Origin of the sequence: Floridaenema aerugineum BLCC-F46, from assembly GCF_041929345.1 — a bacterium.
Lineage (GTDB): Bacteria > Cyanobacteriota > Cyanobacteriia > Cyanobacteriales > Aerosakkonemataceae > Floridanema > Floridanema aerugineum.
Window position 1 is genome coordinate 23413 of record NZ_JBHFNQ010000212.1, and the last position, 13850, is coordinate 37262.

13 protein-coding genes are annotated in these 13850 nt (G+C 39.6%); 5 read left to right on the plus strand and 8 right to left on the minus strand.

Going from position 1 to position 13850, the window contains the following annotated elements; all coding sequences use genetic code 11:
• Window positions 1-19 precede the first annotated feature (19 nt).
• Both ACE1CC_RS28990 and glsA read right to left on the minus strand, forming a co-directional pair.
• Window positions 20-694 carry a response regulator transcription factor gene (locus tag ACE1CC_RS28990; protein WP_413273901.1) on the minus strand — a complete coding sequence of 225 codons (675 nt, stop codon included), beginning with the start codon at window positions 692-694 and terminating at the stop codon, window positions 20-22.
• 23 nt (window positions 695-717) lie between these two features.
• On the minus strand, window positions 718-1692 hold the full coding sequence (gene glsA, locus ACE1CC_RS28995) for a glutaminase A (RefSeq protein ID WP_413273902.1): 975 nt from the start codon (window positions 1690-1692) through the stop codon (window positions 718-720).
• Window positions 1693-1797: 105 nt separating this feature from the next.
• On the opposite strand from glsA, the gene ACE1CC_RS29000 reads away from it, so the two are divergent.
• Together ACE1CC_RS29000 and ACE1CC_RS29005 are read left to right on the plus strand one after the other, a co-directional pair.
• Window positions 1798-2766 (plus strand): SGNH/GDSL hydrolase family protein, encoded by a 969-nt coding sequence (locus ACE1CC_RS29000; protein WP_413273903.1) that lies wholly within the window; start codon window positions 1798-1800, stop codon window positions 2764-2766.
• A gap of 62 nt (window positions 2767-2828) precedes the next feature.
• Window positions 2829-3848 carry a sodium:calcium antiporter gene (locus ACE1CC_RS29005; protein WP_413273904.1) on the plus strand — a complete coding sequence of 340 codons (1020 nt, stop codon included), beginning with the start codon at window positions 2829-2831 and terminating at the stop codon, window positions 3846-3848.
• Between the two features lie 31 nt (window positions 3849-3879).
• Here ACE1CC_RS29005 and ACE1CC_RS29010 read toward each other — a convergent pair whose 3' ends face one another.
• The 3 genes from ACE1CC_RS29010 to ACE1CC_RS29020 form a co-directional block, all read right to left on the minus strand.
• Window positions 3880-6558 (minus strand): tetratricopeptide repeat protein, encoded by a 2679-nt coding sequence (locus tag ACE1CC_RS29010; RefSeq protein WP_413273905.1) that lies wholly within the window; start codon window positions 6556-6558, stop codon window positions 3880-3882.
• A 5-nt stretch (window positions 6559-6563) separates the two neighbouring features.
• Window positions 6564-7727 carry an AAA family ATPase gene (locus ACE1CC_RS29015; protein ID WP_413273906.1) on the minus strand — a complete coding sequence of 388 codons (1164 nt, stop codon included), beginning with the start codon at window positions 7725-7727 and terminating at the stop codon, window positions 6564-6566.
• A gap of 294 nt (window positions 7728-8021) precedes the next feature.
• The gene (locus ACE1CC_RS29020) at window positions 8022-8216 is read right to left on the minus strand and encodes a hypothetical protein (RefSeq protein WP_413273907.1); all 195 of its coding nucleotides are present in this window, start codon (window positions 8214-8216) and stop codon (window positions 8022-8024) included.
• 317 nt (window positions 8217-8533) lie between these two features.
• Here ACE1CC_RS29020 and ACE1CC_RS29025 point away from each other — a divergent pair, with 317 nt between their 5' ends.
• Window positions 8534-8839: a Mo-dependent nitrogenase C-terminal domain-containing protein gene (locus tag ACE1CC_RS29025; protein WP_413273908.1), complete on the plus strand. Its 306-nt coding sequence runs from the start codon at window positions 8534-8536 to the stop codon at window positions 8837-8839.
• Between the two features lie 59 nt (window positions 8840-8898).
• Here the strand turns inward: ACE1CC_RS29025 and ACE1CC_RS29030 are convergent, their stop codons facing one another.
• The gene (locus ACE1CC_RS29030; RefSeq protein WP_413273909.1) at window positions 8899-9396 is read right to left on the minus strand and encodes a 2TM domain-containing protein; all 498 of its coding nucleotides are present in this window, start codon (window positions 9394-9396) and stop codon (window positions 8899-8901) included.
• 304 nt (window positions 9397-9700) lie between these two features.
• On the opposite strand from ACE1CC_RS29030, the gene ACE1CC_RS29035 reads away from it, so the two are divergent.
• Window positions 9701-10795, plus strand: a complete 1095-nt coding sequence (locus ACE1CC_RS29035) for a site-2 protease family protein (RefSeq protein WP_413273910.1) — start codon at window positions 9701-9703, stop codon at window positions 10793-10795.
• Between the two features lie 76 nt (window positions 10796-10871).
• Here ACE1CC_RS29035 and ACE1CC_RS29040 read toward each other — a convergent pair whose 3' ends face one another.
• Together ACE1CC_RS29040 and ACE1CC_RS29045 are read right to left on the minus strand one after the other, a co-directional pair.
• Window positions 10872-11555, minus strand: a complete 684-nt coding sequence (locus ACE1CC_RS29040) for a hypothetical protein (RefSeq protein ID WP_413273911.1) — start codon at window positions 11553-11555, stop codon at window positions 10872-10874.
• Window positions 11556-11560: 5 nt separating this feature from the next.
• Window positions 11561-12190 carry an AAA family ATPase gene (locus tag ACE1CC_RS29045; protein ID WP_413273912.1) on the minus strand — a complete coding sequence of 210 codons (630 nt, stop codon included), beginning with the start codon at window positions 12188-12190 and terminating at the stop codon, window positions 11561-11563.
• Window positions 12191-12451: 261 nt separating this feature from the next.
• On the opposite strand from ACE1CC_RS29045, the gene ACE1CC_RS29050 reads away from it, so the two are divergent.
• Window positions 12452-13798, plus strand: a complete 1347-nt coding sequence (locus ACE1CC_RS29050) for a cytochrome P450 (RefSeq protein WP_413273913.1) — start codon at window positions 12452-12454, stop codon at window positions 13796-13798.
• Window positions 13799-13850 lie beyond the last annotated feature (52 nt).

Genomic DNA, 13850 nt, shown 5'->3' on the forward strand with positions numbered 1-13850 from the left:
ATAAACGTATTACCAATTACTAAGTTTGTTTCATTCGATAACCTAAACCATAAACTGTCTCAATTAAATCAGCAGGTGCGCCAGCAGCTTTTAACTTTTTACGTAAATCTTTTAAGTGAACTTTTACTGTTTCTTCTGCTGGCGGATCTTCAAATGTCCAAAGATGATCTATGATATCGCTACGACTGAGAACTCGGCTACCATTCCGCAGGAATAATTCTAGTAAAGCATATTCTTTTGGGGTCAAATGTAGTAATTTTCCAGCATAATTCACCTCGCATTTACTAGGATCTAGGTGTAGTTTTTCCCATTCTAAAACTGGTGGTAAGGTAGGATTTCCTCGTCGGAGTAAAGCGCGTATTCTTGCTGATAATTCTGGCAAATCAAAGGGTTTTACTACATAGTCATCTGCACCAGCATCTAATCCCATTACTTTGTCAGTGCTGCTGTCTTTAGCTGTTAACATGAGTACAGGTGTGTTAATGTTACTGCGGCGTAACTTGCGACATAAATTAATTCCATCTAATTTGGGTAACATGACATCTAACAAAATTAAATCGTAGGTACAGAGTTGAATACATTCCCAACCTGCTTCTCCATCAGCAGCAATATCAACGCTGTAATGTCGATCGGTAAGTGCTTCTTTTAATGCGTCGGCGATGCGATCGTCATCTTCAACTAACAAAATTCTCATAAGATAGCGTATTTTTGAGTTAATCAATTACCGTTAAACTTACAACTTCCCCGCAAATAATCAAAAATATGTAACCCATATATTTGGGAAAGTTCCTCACAAACTTTCACGCCACGCACACTATTTCCTCGTTCATCCAACAGGGGAGAAAACACTGCTATTCCCATTTTATTTGGTACTACTACAATTAATCCCCCAGAAACTCCACTTTTTGCTGGAAGACCAACTTTATAAGCCCATTCACCTGCAAAATTGTACATTCCACAGGTATACATCACGCTTAAAATATCGCGGACATAATCACTTTTTACTGCCTGTTCTCCCGTTACTGGATTAACACCATTGTTCGCTAAAGTCGCTGCCATTACTGCCAAATCTTGACAGTTAACCATTAATGAACATTGTTGAAAATATAAATCTAAAACCTCTTCGATTTTTTGATCGATCATGCCAAAATTTAACATTAAATAAGCCATTGCCCGGTTACGATGTCCGGTTGTTCTTTCCGACATGAACACAGAAATATCAATAAAAATATCATGACCAATATATCGGCGGAACATATCCAACATTCGGTTTAATCTTTCCGTTGGGCCGCAACCTTTGATTAAACTAGTAATAGCGATCGCACCAGCATTTACCATCGGATTATATGGTCGCTTCGACATTTCATCTAACACAATTGAATTAAAAGCATCTCCCGTAGGTTCAACACCAACTTTTTTTAAAACAGCATCTCGCCCATGTTCTTCCAACGCCATTCCATAAACAAAAACTTTAGAAATTGACTGAATTGTAAATAAATGTTGGTAATCCCCTACAGTAAAGATTTGCCCATCTATAGTCATGACACAGATACTAAACAATTCCGGGTTGACTTTCGCCAATTCTGGAATATAATTTGCTAACTTCCCTTCTTGTAAGTGCTGATATTTAAGATGCAATTCCTGTAAAACAGACAGCAAAGGGGATAAAATAACCTCAGATTCGTTAATCATAGTTTAGACAACTTACCTGCAAAATAACCTCAGCTATAACAATAACTCGAAATTTCTCTAAAATAGAAGAGAAAAACCATAAAAATAAATCTGGAAATAGCAAGAATGAAAAAATGGTGGTTAGCGATTGTCGGATTGACAATTTCTTTAGCAATTATTGTAGGGTCTTTCAAGCCCATTTCAGCACAAAATTTTCCGCAAATTTATGTCTTTGGTGATAGTCTTTCCGATGTAGGTAATGTTTACCTAGCTACTAATGGGAATAGTCCCCCAAGTCCACCTTATTTTAAAGGACGTTATTCTGATGGCCCTGTTTGGGTAGAATATCTCGCATCTGGGTTAAAATTAACTTCTAATTTAAATAATAACTTTGCTTATGGAGGTGCTAAAACAGGCGATTCGCAAGATTTACCACCAGGAGTTTTAACCCAAATTCAAAGGTTTAAAGCTAAAAATCCGGCTGCCAATCCTAACGCGCTTTATATTATTTGGGCTGGTGCTAATGATTACCTTGGCGGCGCAACTGATACTACTGTACCTATTAATAATTTAGCTACGTCAGTCAAGCGTTTAGCGGAAATTGGGGCGAAAAATATTGTTGTGGTTAACTTGCCAGATTTAGGCAAACTTCCAGCTACACGCACAACTGAACGTGCCAATTCTCTCAGCAGTTTAACTCAAATTCATAACTCAGGATTAGCCGCATCTTTAGCAAGTTTACGCCAGCGAATTGGTGCTATTAATATTAAATATGTTGATGTTTATGCGCTATTTAAACGGGTCTATAACTCTCCCCAACAATACGGGTTAAAGAACGTCACTCAAGGTTGTCTTAATCAAGGTAATATTTGCGATCGGCCCAACGAATATTTATTTTGGGATGGTATTCATCCCTCAACTGCTGCCCATAAATTATTAGTACAATTAGCCTCAGCCAAACTAAAAGCTAATTCCAAATCTGCGGCTAACTCATCAACTAAATTAGCGCTACCTTTAAGTATTCTGATATTTACTGTTTTAGCTGTCAGTTTAATTATGTGGAAGCGAAGGAAACGGATCAGAAATAGTTCTTAAACACCAAAACAGATAATTGTCTCTAAAATAGAAGAGAAACCTGCTAAAAACCAGTATCAAACTTGACTAACTTATCCCTACAAATTAGTATTGTTTTATTTATTGTCTCAGCTGCGGTAATTGTCGTCAGCGGTACTCTCATAGCTGGAATTGCCGATCGCCTATCCCAAAAAACCAAACTCGGACAAGCATTAATGGGTGCTTTATTCTTAGGATTTAGTACCTCTTTACCGGGAATTGTTACTTCAGTCACCGCCGCTTTAGGCAACTATCCAGTATTAGCTTTGAGTAATGCGCTTGGTGATATTGCTGTACAAACAGCCTTTTTAGGAATAGCTGACATCACTTATTTAGAAGCAAATTTAGAATACGCTGCGGCTTCTGCTGCCACTTTAACCCAAGGAAGTTTACTAATAGTTTTACTCACCATTCCTTTACTAGCAACTGCTTATCCACTGATTAACTTTTGGGGAATTCATCCTGCATCTTTTGGATTAGTTATTACTTATATTTTTGGTTTGCGTTTAGTATCAGTTGCTTACAGTTCGCCGATGTGGAAAACTCAGGATACAGAAAATAATGAAATATTAATCGAAGAGAAAGATGATTCGTCAACAATTAAGTTATGGGTATATTTCATATTACTTGCTGCTATTCTAGGTCTTGCTGGGTATGTTGTGGAACAAGCTGGTGTTACTATTGCTAAATCCACAAATCTTTCCGAAAATGCTGTGGGTAGTTTGTTCACTGCAATTTGTACTTCATTGCCGGAATTAGTAACTACGATCGCAGCTGTACAACGTCGCGCATTTACTTTAGCAGTAAGCGGCGTTCTCGGTGGCAATAGTTTTGATGTCTTAGTTTTAGCTTTGTGCGATCTCGCTTATCACAAAGGTTCAATTTATGAAGCTTTAACAGAACACCAAGTATTTCTTTTAGCTTTAACTATTTTAATGACTGCAATTCTACTCTTGGGCTTGTTGCGGCGCGAAAAACATGGCATTGGCAACATTGGCTTTGAGAGTTTTCTGTTATTACTGTTATATCTGGGCGGGTTTTTGTTAGTGTTTTTTTCTGGCTAAAAAATCTGATAAAACCTGAGATAAAACCAATTTACTTTTTGTATGCTTCCTCAATTTTTAGTTCTTCTGTTAATAACTTACGTTCTTCAATGGGAAGTTCTAGTAAAACACGGCGATCGCCTTTTTTCACCTTATATTCAACAGCAGTTTTGAGCAGACGCAAGGGAATTTCAAATTCTTTGGCATCACCCACAATTTCGCGCCAAAGTTCCAGCCATGTTTGTGCTGCTTTGTCGCTTACCATTTCTGACATTATTGTGGGGATGCTTTCAACAAGTCCTTTACCTAATGCTGAGAGAACTTGGTGTTTGTCGTAAGGTTCAATTAGGGTTTTGATGCGCGATCGCCATATAGTTGCATCGTTGGTGCTGTTAAACAAATTTCGGATAATAGCCTTTTCGTCTCCTGTATCTGGCTCCTCTGCATCGACGAAACGATTTAGTGCATCGTCTAAGGCTGCGATCCCTTCATCCCATCGGTTTAGTGCTAGCAAATATTCAGCGCGATTGAAGAAAACAGGTGAAAATTGCACACCGAGTTCGATCGCTTTGTTACAGGATGCCAATGCTTCTTCATTCTGTCCAAGTTCGCCTAGAAGCCAACCTCGCTTGAACCAAGCATCAGCATAATTCGGCTCAAGCTCAATCGCCTTATCACAGCATATCAATGCTTCATCGTAGCGTTGAAGTTCACCCAAAGCCTCACCCTTGTCAACCCAAGCCAACGGATCGAAAGGGTTTAATTCAATTACGTTGTGGTAGGATACCAATGCTTCTTGATAACGTCCGAATATCAATAGCAGTACACCTCGATTGCGCCAATATGAGGCGTGATAAGGGTTCAACTCAATAGCTTTCTCACAGGATGCTAATGCCTCGTCGAAACGTCCTAATAAAAGCAGTATTGCACCTCGACCGCCCCAGGCTGAAGGATTGAGAGGGTTTAACTCAATTACTTTGTCATAGGATGCCAATGCTTCCTCGTAGTATTCTAGATCAATGAGCGCCTTTGCTCGGTTATGCCAAGCAAGCTCACTATTTGGGTCAAGCTCAATCGCTTTGTCAAAAGATACCAAGCCTTCATCATAACGTTCAAGATTCAACAGAGTTGCCCCTTGGTTTGACCAATTCAGGGCATCATCGGGATCTAACTCAATTGCTTTTTCAATAGATGCCAATGCTTCATCATAGTGTTCGAGAATGGCAAGCGCAGTGCCTCTCATTGACCAAGCTTTCCCATCACTAGGGTTTAACTCAAGCACCTTATCAAGCGATGCTAATGCCTCATCCCAAATTCCAAGTATGCCCTCACAGAATCCCTGTAAGCTCCAATCATCTGCGTGACCCCGAATCAATACCAGTTTCTTTGCCATTTGTAGAGCTTGGGGAAAGTCATGTTTTTCAATCAACGCATAAAATTCCTTCAAACAAGCTACCACACGAGGATCTTTACTTTCTATTTCAGTTTTTTGTAGTGCATGACGCAAATATTCTCGTTCCAGAGAAGCATTAGCTGGAAGCGTCTTCAATCGCTGTTGCAACTCTTTTGGTGTATACCAAATACGCAAAAAATCCACAAACAATTGTATCGGCTCACCCCGTTGCTTCTTCACTTCAAGACAAAATCGCATTAGCGGTTCACGCAGTTCATAATATGACTCACGTCCAATGAATTCAGAATTAACATAGCCCATTTCTAACAGCTTCTTAAGTTGACTTGATGCTGTTTGATGAGTAATAAAACAACGTTGAGAAATTTCTTTAACGGTAACAGCATGACGACGATCGCACAATAAATCCACAATTTTTCGCTGCTGAGGTGAGAGACACTTCATTCGATCCTGATAATAAGGCGTTAAATCATCCAGCATTGCCATGAACGCTTCCACCAGTTCATCAAGAGATTTGCGGTTGAGAAATGCAGAGAAAATAATGTAGATTCGAGGATTTCCACCAGCTAGGTAATGTACAGCTTGAATGCGATCGCGTCCTGTTGAAGTTCGGATGAAAGATTCTAATTCCCGATCGCCCTGTACTTTCGCTACCTTTGCCAACAACTCCACCGCTTCATCAAGCGTCAAATCCTTTAAATGACGGATGCGGAAAAAACCATAAAAAGGAGAAGTTTGAAGTTTTACCCCATTAAATAAACTTTGGGCTGTAGCTACAATTGTGCAGAAAGAGTTTTCTTGTAAATATGCTCTTAGTTGTTTTTGTCCCTGTTCATCTAAACCTGCAAATACCTCGTCAAGGTTCTCTATTAATAACAGCAGCGTGCGATTTCCAATAGTTTCTTTTAGCAATTCACCTGCTGCACTTTCGGCATGATCAACTGTTAGTTGGTAAAGTGATTCTATCCGTTTAGCAAGTTCGCTATCGTTATACTCTTTTTCGATCGCTTTTAAAATCCGCACCACTAAATCCAGAAATGATGATATACCCCACTCCTCTTCGTTTACCCAAGCAATCAACAAACGATCTCGTAAATCTTCCATCTTGCAGATGCGGTGATAAATCAATGAAATTAAATGTGTTTTACCAATTCCTCGCGGCCCGATAAGTAGGGTGTAATGCTTTGATGGGGTAGTAGCACTTTCGCGGATTAATTCAATAATTTGCTCTGCTAAATTTTGACGCTGGACAAAGATTTGCTCCAATGTTTCCGGCATCATCAAACTAGGAGTAAAGGGGGAAAGATATATTGCTTTCATACTTCTTAGCACCTTTGCTTCTTCCACCAGCGTTGAATTACTGAAAAACGAAAGCAATAGCCATTAGATTGCAAATTAATATAGTGGTCTTGCTGAATTAAAGTTAATACATCTCTTGTCTTTTCGCGGTCTGCATTAACTAACTGAGACTGAAGTCGATTAAATAGTTCGTCAAATGGCAAAGGTTGATCCGTAACTGCCAGAATATCCAACAGATTTAGCACTATCTGTTTTTCCTCATCGGTGTAGTAATTATTAATTCGTTCACGGTAGTAACGCAAATCCCAAGGATCTTGCGGATCGACAAGATAACTGTTAACAATTTCATCCACAATGGCGGGATTTGCTTCCAGATCTTCCGCTACCAAATGGTCAACAATATGATGAATAAAGTAGGGAATACCATCTACAGAATTGGCGATCGCCTGGGATGTTAATTGTGGTTCTTCTGTCTGAATTCCTTCTCCCTCCAGCAACCGTCGCGCTAATTCATCAGCATCATCAGCTGACAAAGGTGGCACATCTACAGTTTTCATATCATTTGTTGGGCGGTTAATATATCCCGCTCGTTTAAGTGCTGTGAGGACATTGTGTAAACCTATTGAGCCAGTGTAAACCATTCGCAATTCTGAGTGAGTTTGACGCAACGATCGCAATGTATCCAACACTTCCATTGCTGCATTTTCGCCCTCTTTCTTTTTGATATTGTCAAGCATCAAGGGCATTTCATCCCAAAGGAAAATTACCTTGCGGTCTTGTTGATTCTCTACAAGATCTTCTATAGTTTTTGTTAGCAGGGCTTTCCACTGATCGGCAACATTATCGGGGAATTTTACCAGTCCACCTATCTCAAAACCCGTTAAATTTTTCAGCCATTGCCTTGCTTTTTGGGCTGTTCGTTGCGAACCACTTAAATAGTTTTCTACATCATCAAAAATAGTCTGAGCAAATTCTAAGGGCGATCGAACTTTTTCCAGGTCACGGTACACAGGTAGCTTGTCCGCTGGAGCCTCCGCTCTCATCTTCTTAAGAATGCTAGTTTTGCCCATCCGCCGCTCTGCACTGAGCACTAAGCTTTGTCGCTCCAAAATTCGCCATAAACGTTGAATCAGCTTATCCCGCCCAAAAACCTCTGATGGAGCGATTTCTCCCCCTGGATTGGCTCTCATTGTAACTTAACCTATTTCATGTACGATGAAAACATCATACGTCAATTTTACCGTATTATTCTAAAATCCACCAGCGTAACCTTTTTATGCTTACAAATAAATCACTACTCTTAGGCTTGTTGCGGTGTAAAAAAACATGGCATTGGCAACATTGGCTTTGAGAGTTTTCTGTTATTAGTGTTGTATCTGGGCGGTTTTTTATTAGTGTTTTTTTCCGGTTAAAAAATCTGGTAAAACCGAAATTGATTATACCAGATCTATACTTGTGCAATACCTGTATTAATCTTGCTAAAACTAGTAACTATCTTGACCTGGAACTTTCTCAGCGTCTTTGTTGGATGAAGCTAAATTCAAAGCTGCGTCACGGATCGCTTGCCACTGGCAAAGGAGTTCGTTAACGTTTAAGTCTTTGGATTTGTATTGCTCGATCGCTTCTTCGAGTTCTTGAATATTGTGAAGAACTGGAACTTCATACGTTACTTCTGACATAATTCCACCTCCGTTGGCAGTGATGAGACTGCGATGAACACCTATAGTTTTCTATTCTAATCAGATCGCTAAATAAACTGTATCTGTAATAACAATCTGTAACTCTATTTAACTTAATTGTTATTAGTAATTACAATCTGTAATTAATTTTAACTAATGTGAGGTGAATCACTCCTGAAGCTGTCTCAAGTCACTTGATAGGTAGAAGTACGATCGCAAATTTTATCCTCAACGATCACCAGCAATTACTTTGTCAAGTCACCGGAAAAACTGGTTGTAGGGATGAAGATAGAAATATAAATTATTGAGGTAACTATATGACTGTTATTACTAGCCACTATCACAAATCCCCCAGTATTGTAGATTACATTTTACATCCGATTCGCCAATTTTTAGATGACATTGATGTGCGCGATCGCCAATTTGCTAAGTTAGTTTGCCGTTTAATTCCCTCACAATGTCCCTTTGCTAGAGATCTTAAAGTATTCGGGCAAACTATTTTACACATTCCCCCACTTTGTAAAATTAATCCTCTCTACGATCAACTGATGAGTTTACGCTTTCGGGCTTTGTCTTACCTAGCCGATCGATGTGGAGAAGATATCACCATTTATTGCGTTTAATTAGTCATTTGTCATTGGTCATTGGTCATTGGTCATTTGTTAAAGTTAATCACTAACAGCTACCAAGATTTTAATAACTTATCGAAAAAGTTGTTAACCGTTTCTTTAAATTGGTAGCGACGATACCACTGCTGAAACGCCCTTTCGTATTCCTCGCCATCGGATTGAAAGGTATTCCAGGCATTTAGTCCTAAACCTAAACCCCAGAGTAACAAGAGATAAAGCGACCAAGTTAAATGTCCAACTGCGACAAAGTTGAACAACATTAAAAATGAATTTGTAATTGCATATCTACCAAAGTGTCTTTTAAATTTACTCCGGCGATATAAGTTAAATTCTTGGCGCTTCCTTTGTTCTCCTTGTCTGGCTAACCATTCTGATTCCGCTAATTCTAATGTTTGCGGATCGATATCTAACTCATCAGCGATTTCCCACAGTTGTTCGCGAGTAAATTCTCCTTCGTTAACTTGCCGAGAAATGGCTATTTGGAGAATTTGCTGGATATCTTCTTGTTTGTAATAGCGGGTGACTTGGTTGTTTTGGGATGCGGGTGTCATGGGATTTTTTATTTAAACTGCAAAAGTTGATCTTAAATTCGTATATTTTCTAGGTTAGGTCTTGTGACTCTGACTTATGCTTTTTTTGAACCGCTCCAGACGCAGAGGACGCAGAGAAAGAGAGGAGGGGTACTCTTATATTATGCCGAAATTGTTAGGTATTTTGTTTGCGATCGGCAAAACCGAACCGTAAATGACGGAAAATACGAAAGTTGAAAAATGAAAACAATAGTTACATTTTGTCACAATTGAAGATAACAGAGGATAAAATTATCTTCTAGAAGCTGAAATCAGAGGCAAATAAATGAACGGTTCTATTCGCATTGGTAATTTGTTTGGCATTCCCTTTTTCGTCCATCCCACTTGGTTTTTTATTTTGGGATTGGTGACGTTAAACTATAGTAGCCAACTGGGTTTAGTACTGGGATTAATTGTAGCTTTATCGCTATTTGCCTCTGTCTTGGCGCATGAACTAGGACATAGTTTTGCTGCTATTCGTCAAGGAATAGAAGTCAAATCAATTACTTTGTTTTTGTTTGGTGGTTTGGCTAATTTAGCGGAAGAATCTAAGACTCCAGCAGGGGCTTTTTGGGTGGCGATCGCAGGCCCATTAGTTAGTTTTCTGCTGTTTGGATTGTTCACATTTCTTAGTGTGGGCACTGGCATTTATGGGCCTTTGGCAGTAGTTTTAGGATTGCTCGCTTATACTAACCTCGCATTGGGTTTATTTAACTTAATTCCTGGCTTACCTTTAGATGGTGGAAATGTTCTGAAAGCCCTGGTTTGGAAAATCACTGGTAATCCTTTTAAAGGTGTGATTTTCGCAGGTAGATTTGGTCAAATTTTTGGTTTTCTAGGAATTAGTTTCGGGCTATCAATTGTTTTAGGATTATTGGGAACTGGCTTTGCTGGTGGTTGGTGGTACGCTTTAATTGGTTGGTTCTTGTTACAAAATGCTGGGCGTGCTGTTCAATATGCTAAATTGCAAAATCAACTCACCAATTTGAAAGCTGAGGAAGCAGTAAATCCTAACAGCCCAATTGTTTTAGAGTCAATTTCTTTGCGAAAATTAGCTAACGATTTTGTGATTGGTAAAGACCTCTGGCGCAAGTTTTTAGTCATCGATGAACAAGGTCGGTTAGTTGGAGAAATTGCTGTAGATGACTTGAGAACTGTTTCCACCGATCTTTGGCCCTTCACACCAGTAAGAGATCTGACAAAACCTGTAGATCAAACTAAGGTAGTAAATTCAAATCAATCATTGCTTGATGTGGCAAAATTGATCGAACAAACTAATGTTACTGAACTACCTGTAGTTCAAGCTGATGGTGTGTTAGTGGGATTGCTGGAAAAAGATTCGATCGCCAAACTGTTGGAAGCAAAAGTACAAAAACGCTAACTTTTTGAAGGCAAAAGGCAGAAGGTAAGAGGTAAAACTTAGGTTAATTTCACTTACTCGCCAACTGCTACAAGTTCTAGTCCAGCAACCAAGTATTAGAGGCGAAATCATCTGAATTATCAGTTGCTTGTGAGGGGAAATGTAAGTGTTTCCCTTCTTTTCTTATTTGTCTAACTGGTAATGGTGCGGGGTTTGTTGCTAATGGTGCAGGTTTTGTTGGTAATTGTGCGGGTTTGGGTTGTAAGTCTTCCAATTTCTTTCTTAACTGTTTTACCTCTTCTTCAATTGCCGAGTTAGCATTTGCTAATTGCAGGGAAGTTTGCTTCGCTTCGTCTAACTCTTTTTTCATTTGGTTAGTTTTTTCTAACTTTTGTTCCTGCTGTTTCAGCAATTTTTTCTGGCTGTCTAATTCCGAGCGCAATTCCGTCAGTTCTTTTTCTAACTTGGCTTCATTTTGCTGGGATTTGATTAAGTGCGATCGCAATTCCCCAATCTCTTTTTGCCAACTTGCTTCATTATCTTTAGCTGTCTCTAAAGTCGCTTGCAATTGGGCTACTGTTGTTTCTAATTCGGCTTTAGTGGGTGTGTTGCCTTTTGCAGAAGTTTTATCATTTGTGCTAACTTCTTCTGTAATTTCCACTGCTTCTACTACTGGCACATCGATGACTCCGTTATCATTATTTTTCACAGTTTCATCTTCAGAATTTGTGCCTTTTTGTGCTTCTTGACGCAGTAAATCAGAAAGATTTTTTCTTGCCATAATTCTTACCTCCAATCTCGCTGTAATTCGTTAGCAACTCGACGGTAGTCAGCTTCAGCCTCCCGCGCATTTTTGCCACGCGAATGTGTAATTGCTACACCATCTAAAGCGGCTCTTTCGTGAGCTTTATAAGCCCGAACAAAAGCATGACAAGCGGGGATTCCTAGTTCTAAAAGCGTGTTTTGCGCTTCTAGTGCTTCGCCCAAACTTCGGGAATCAACTTTTGTTAACAACACCCGATGGGCGATACCTTTCGGTGTCACTGCTTCCCTGACTGTTTCAATCAGTACGGCTAAATCCATTGGTGCTGGAGGTGTGGGCAAAACTAGATAATCTGCGATCGCTATCACGGCTGCTAATGCGTCCGAGTGCAGCGCCGGAGGTGTGTCTACCATTACTAAATCATAGCCTTCTATCTTGCGTAACCGATTCAAAAGTTTAGGATTTGTTTCCTGGGCTAAGTCAAATCCCCAGGAATCTTTAGCCCGCCCAAACCACCAACTGGCGGAACCTTGAATATCTGCATCAACTAAAAGAACTTCTGATTTCTCCGAGAGGGTTGCAGCTAAATTAATAGCTGTAGTAGTTTTTCCTACGCCTCCCTTACCGTTTAGAATCGCGATGATTTTAGCCACTGGTTGCTTCCGACGCTCACTTTCCAGAATATACCGCTTTCCTCGACTTTTATCTTAATTTTTTTATATTTGGTAAATAGGTTTTGCTCATCAGTAATTGGTAGTAGGTAGATTTGTAGGGGCGAAGCATTCCGGTAATAATTTGTTGGTAGAACCCAAAAATATTTGCCGAAATGCTTCGCCTTTACTTTATGACTCTGTGGCATTTGTCAAGTAGAAATTGGCACAATAAAGTAGATGGGAATTTAGCAAAATATATTTATGACTCTCGATCGCACTCTTCCCGATGGGCCAAAAATGCCCGTATTTCTGCGCCTAATCAAGTTTGTTACTCGCCCCATAGACTATGTGGAAGACTTTGCCAAAATTTATGGCGATTCCTTCACTGTCGGAGGAAGAAAAACTCCCTTAGTTTACTTCAGCCAACCCGAAGCACTACAAGCAATTTTTGCCGCTGATGCTAATCATTTAGAGGCGGGTGGGGGAAACTCTGGTTTATCATTTCTGTTGGGAATAAACTCGTTGTTGGCTTTAGAGGGCGATCGTCATCAGCGCGAACGTCAACTTTTAACTCCTCCCTTTCATGGCGAAAGAATGCGAGCTTATGGTCAAATAATTGAGGAAATTACCCAACAAGTAATCAACGAATGGAAACCGGGTAAATCTTTTAATGTTCGTGAGTCAATGCAAGAAATTTCTCTGCGGGTAATCTTGCGAGTTGTGTTTGGTTTAGATGAAGGAGAAAAGTTACAACAACTGCGACAAAAAATCAGTTCATTATTAGAATTTCTTGGTTCTCCCTTGTTATCTTTTGCCTTATTTTTTGGCTTTCTCCAAAAAGATTTAGGTGCTTGGAGTCCTTGGGGTTGGGTGTTGCGCCAAATCAAACAAATTGATGAATTAGTTTATGCTTTAATCAAGGAACGTCGAGCCGAAGTCAACTCAAATCGCCAAGATATTCTCAGTTTAATGATGTCTGCGCGTGACGAAAACAATCAACCAATGACTGATGTAGAATTACGCGATGAATTAATGACTTTGTTAATAGCGGGACATGAAACTACTGCATCAGCATTAACTTGGGCGTTGTATTGGATCGATCGCTTACCCAAAGTCCAAGAAAAACTCCTAAGTGAGTTAAAAACTTTAGGAGAAAATCCAGATCCAAGTATTATTGCGAGATTGCCTTATTTAACAGCAGTTTGTCAAGAAACACTGCGGATTTATCCTATTGCTTTGAATGCCTTTCCTCGGAGAGTAAAAAGTGCGATCGAAATTATGGGTTACAAATTAGAACCAGGAACAGTAATTATTCCCAGCATTTATTTAGCTCATCACCGAGAAGAAGTTTACCCCCAACCCAATGAATTTAAACCAGAACGCTTTTTAGAAAAGCAGTTTTCACCTTATGAATATTTGCCCTTTGGTGGAGGAACTAGACGCTGTATTGGTATGGCTTTTGCTCAGTATGAAATGAAGTTAGTTTTAGCAACAATTCTCTCACGTTTTCAAGTTTCTTCTGTTAATAAACGTCCCGTGCGCCCAGTGCGTCGCGGCTTAACTTTAGCAGCACCCGCAGGAATGCGAATGGTGGCAAATTTGATTTAGAATGGGTACGTTGTTGCGCTTAAGCGCTCGTATTACTAATCTTGTTAATAGA

Bases quoted from the DNA above. Each gene is read 5' to 3' on its own strand.
- ACE1CC_RS28990 (WP_413273901.1), bottom strand. From the start codon at position 694: ATGAGAATTTTGTTAGTTGAAGATGACGATCGCATCGCCGACGCATTA.
- glsA (WP_413273902.1), bottom strand. From the start codon at position 1,692: ATGATTAACGAATCTGAGGTTATTTTATCCCCTTTGCTGTCTGTTTTA.
- ACE1CC_RS29000 (WP_413273903.1), top strand. From the start codon at position 1,798: ATGAAAAAATGGTGGTTAGCGATTGTCGGATTGACAATTTCTTTAGCA.
- ACE1CC_RS29010 (WP_413273905.1), bottom strand. From the start codon at position 6,558: ATGAAAGCAATATATCTTTCCCCCTTTACTCCTAGTTTGATGATGCCG.
- ACE1CC_RS29015 (WP_413273906.1), bottom strand. From the start codon at position 7,727: ATGAGAGCCAATCCAGGGGGAGAAATCGCTCCATCAGAGGTTTTTGGG.
- ACE1CC_RS29020 (WP_413273907.1), bottom strand. From the start codon at position 8,216: ATGTCAGAAGTAACGTATGAAGTTCCAGTTCTTCACAATATTCAAGAA.
- ACE1CC_RS29025 (WP_413273908.1), top strand. From the start codon at position 8,534: ATGACTGTTATTACTAGCCACTATCACAAATCCCCCAGTATTGTAGAT.
- ACE1CC_RS29030 (WP_413273909.1), bottom strand. From the start codon at position 9,396: ATGACACCCGCATCCCAAAACAACCAAGTCACCCGCTATTACAAACAA.
- ACE1CC_RS29035 (WP_413273910.1), top strand. From the start codon at position 9,701: ATGAACGGTTCTATTCGCATTGGTAATTTGTTTGGCATTCCCTTTTTC.
- ACE1CC_RS29040 (WP_413273911.1), bottom strand. From the start codon at position 11,555: ATGGCAAGAAAAAATCTTTCTGATTTACTGCGTCAAGAAGCACAAAAA.
- ACE1CC_RS29050 (WP_413273913.1), top strand. From the start codon at position 12,452: ATGACTCTCGATCGCACTCTTCCCGATGGGCCAAAAATGCCCGTATTT.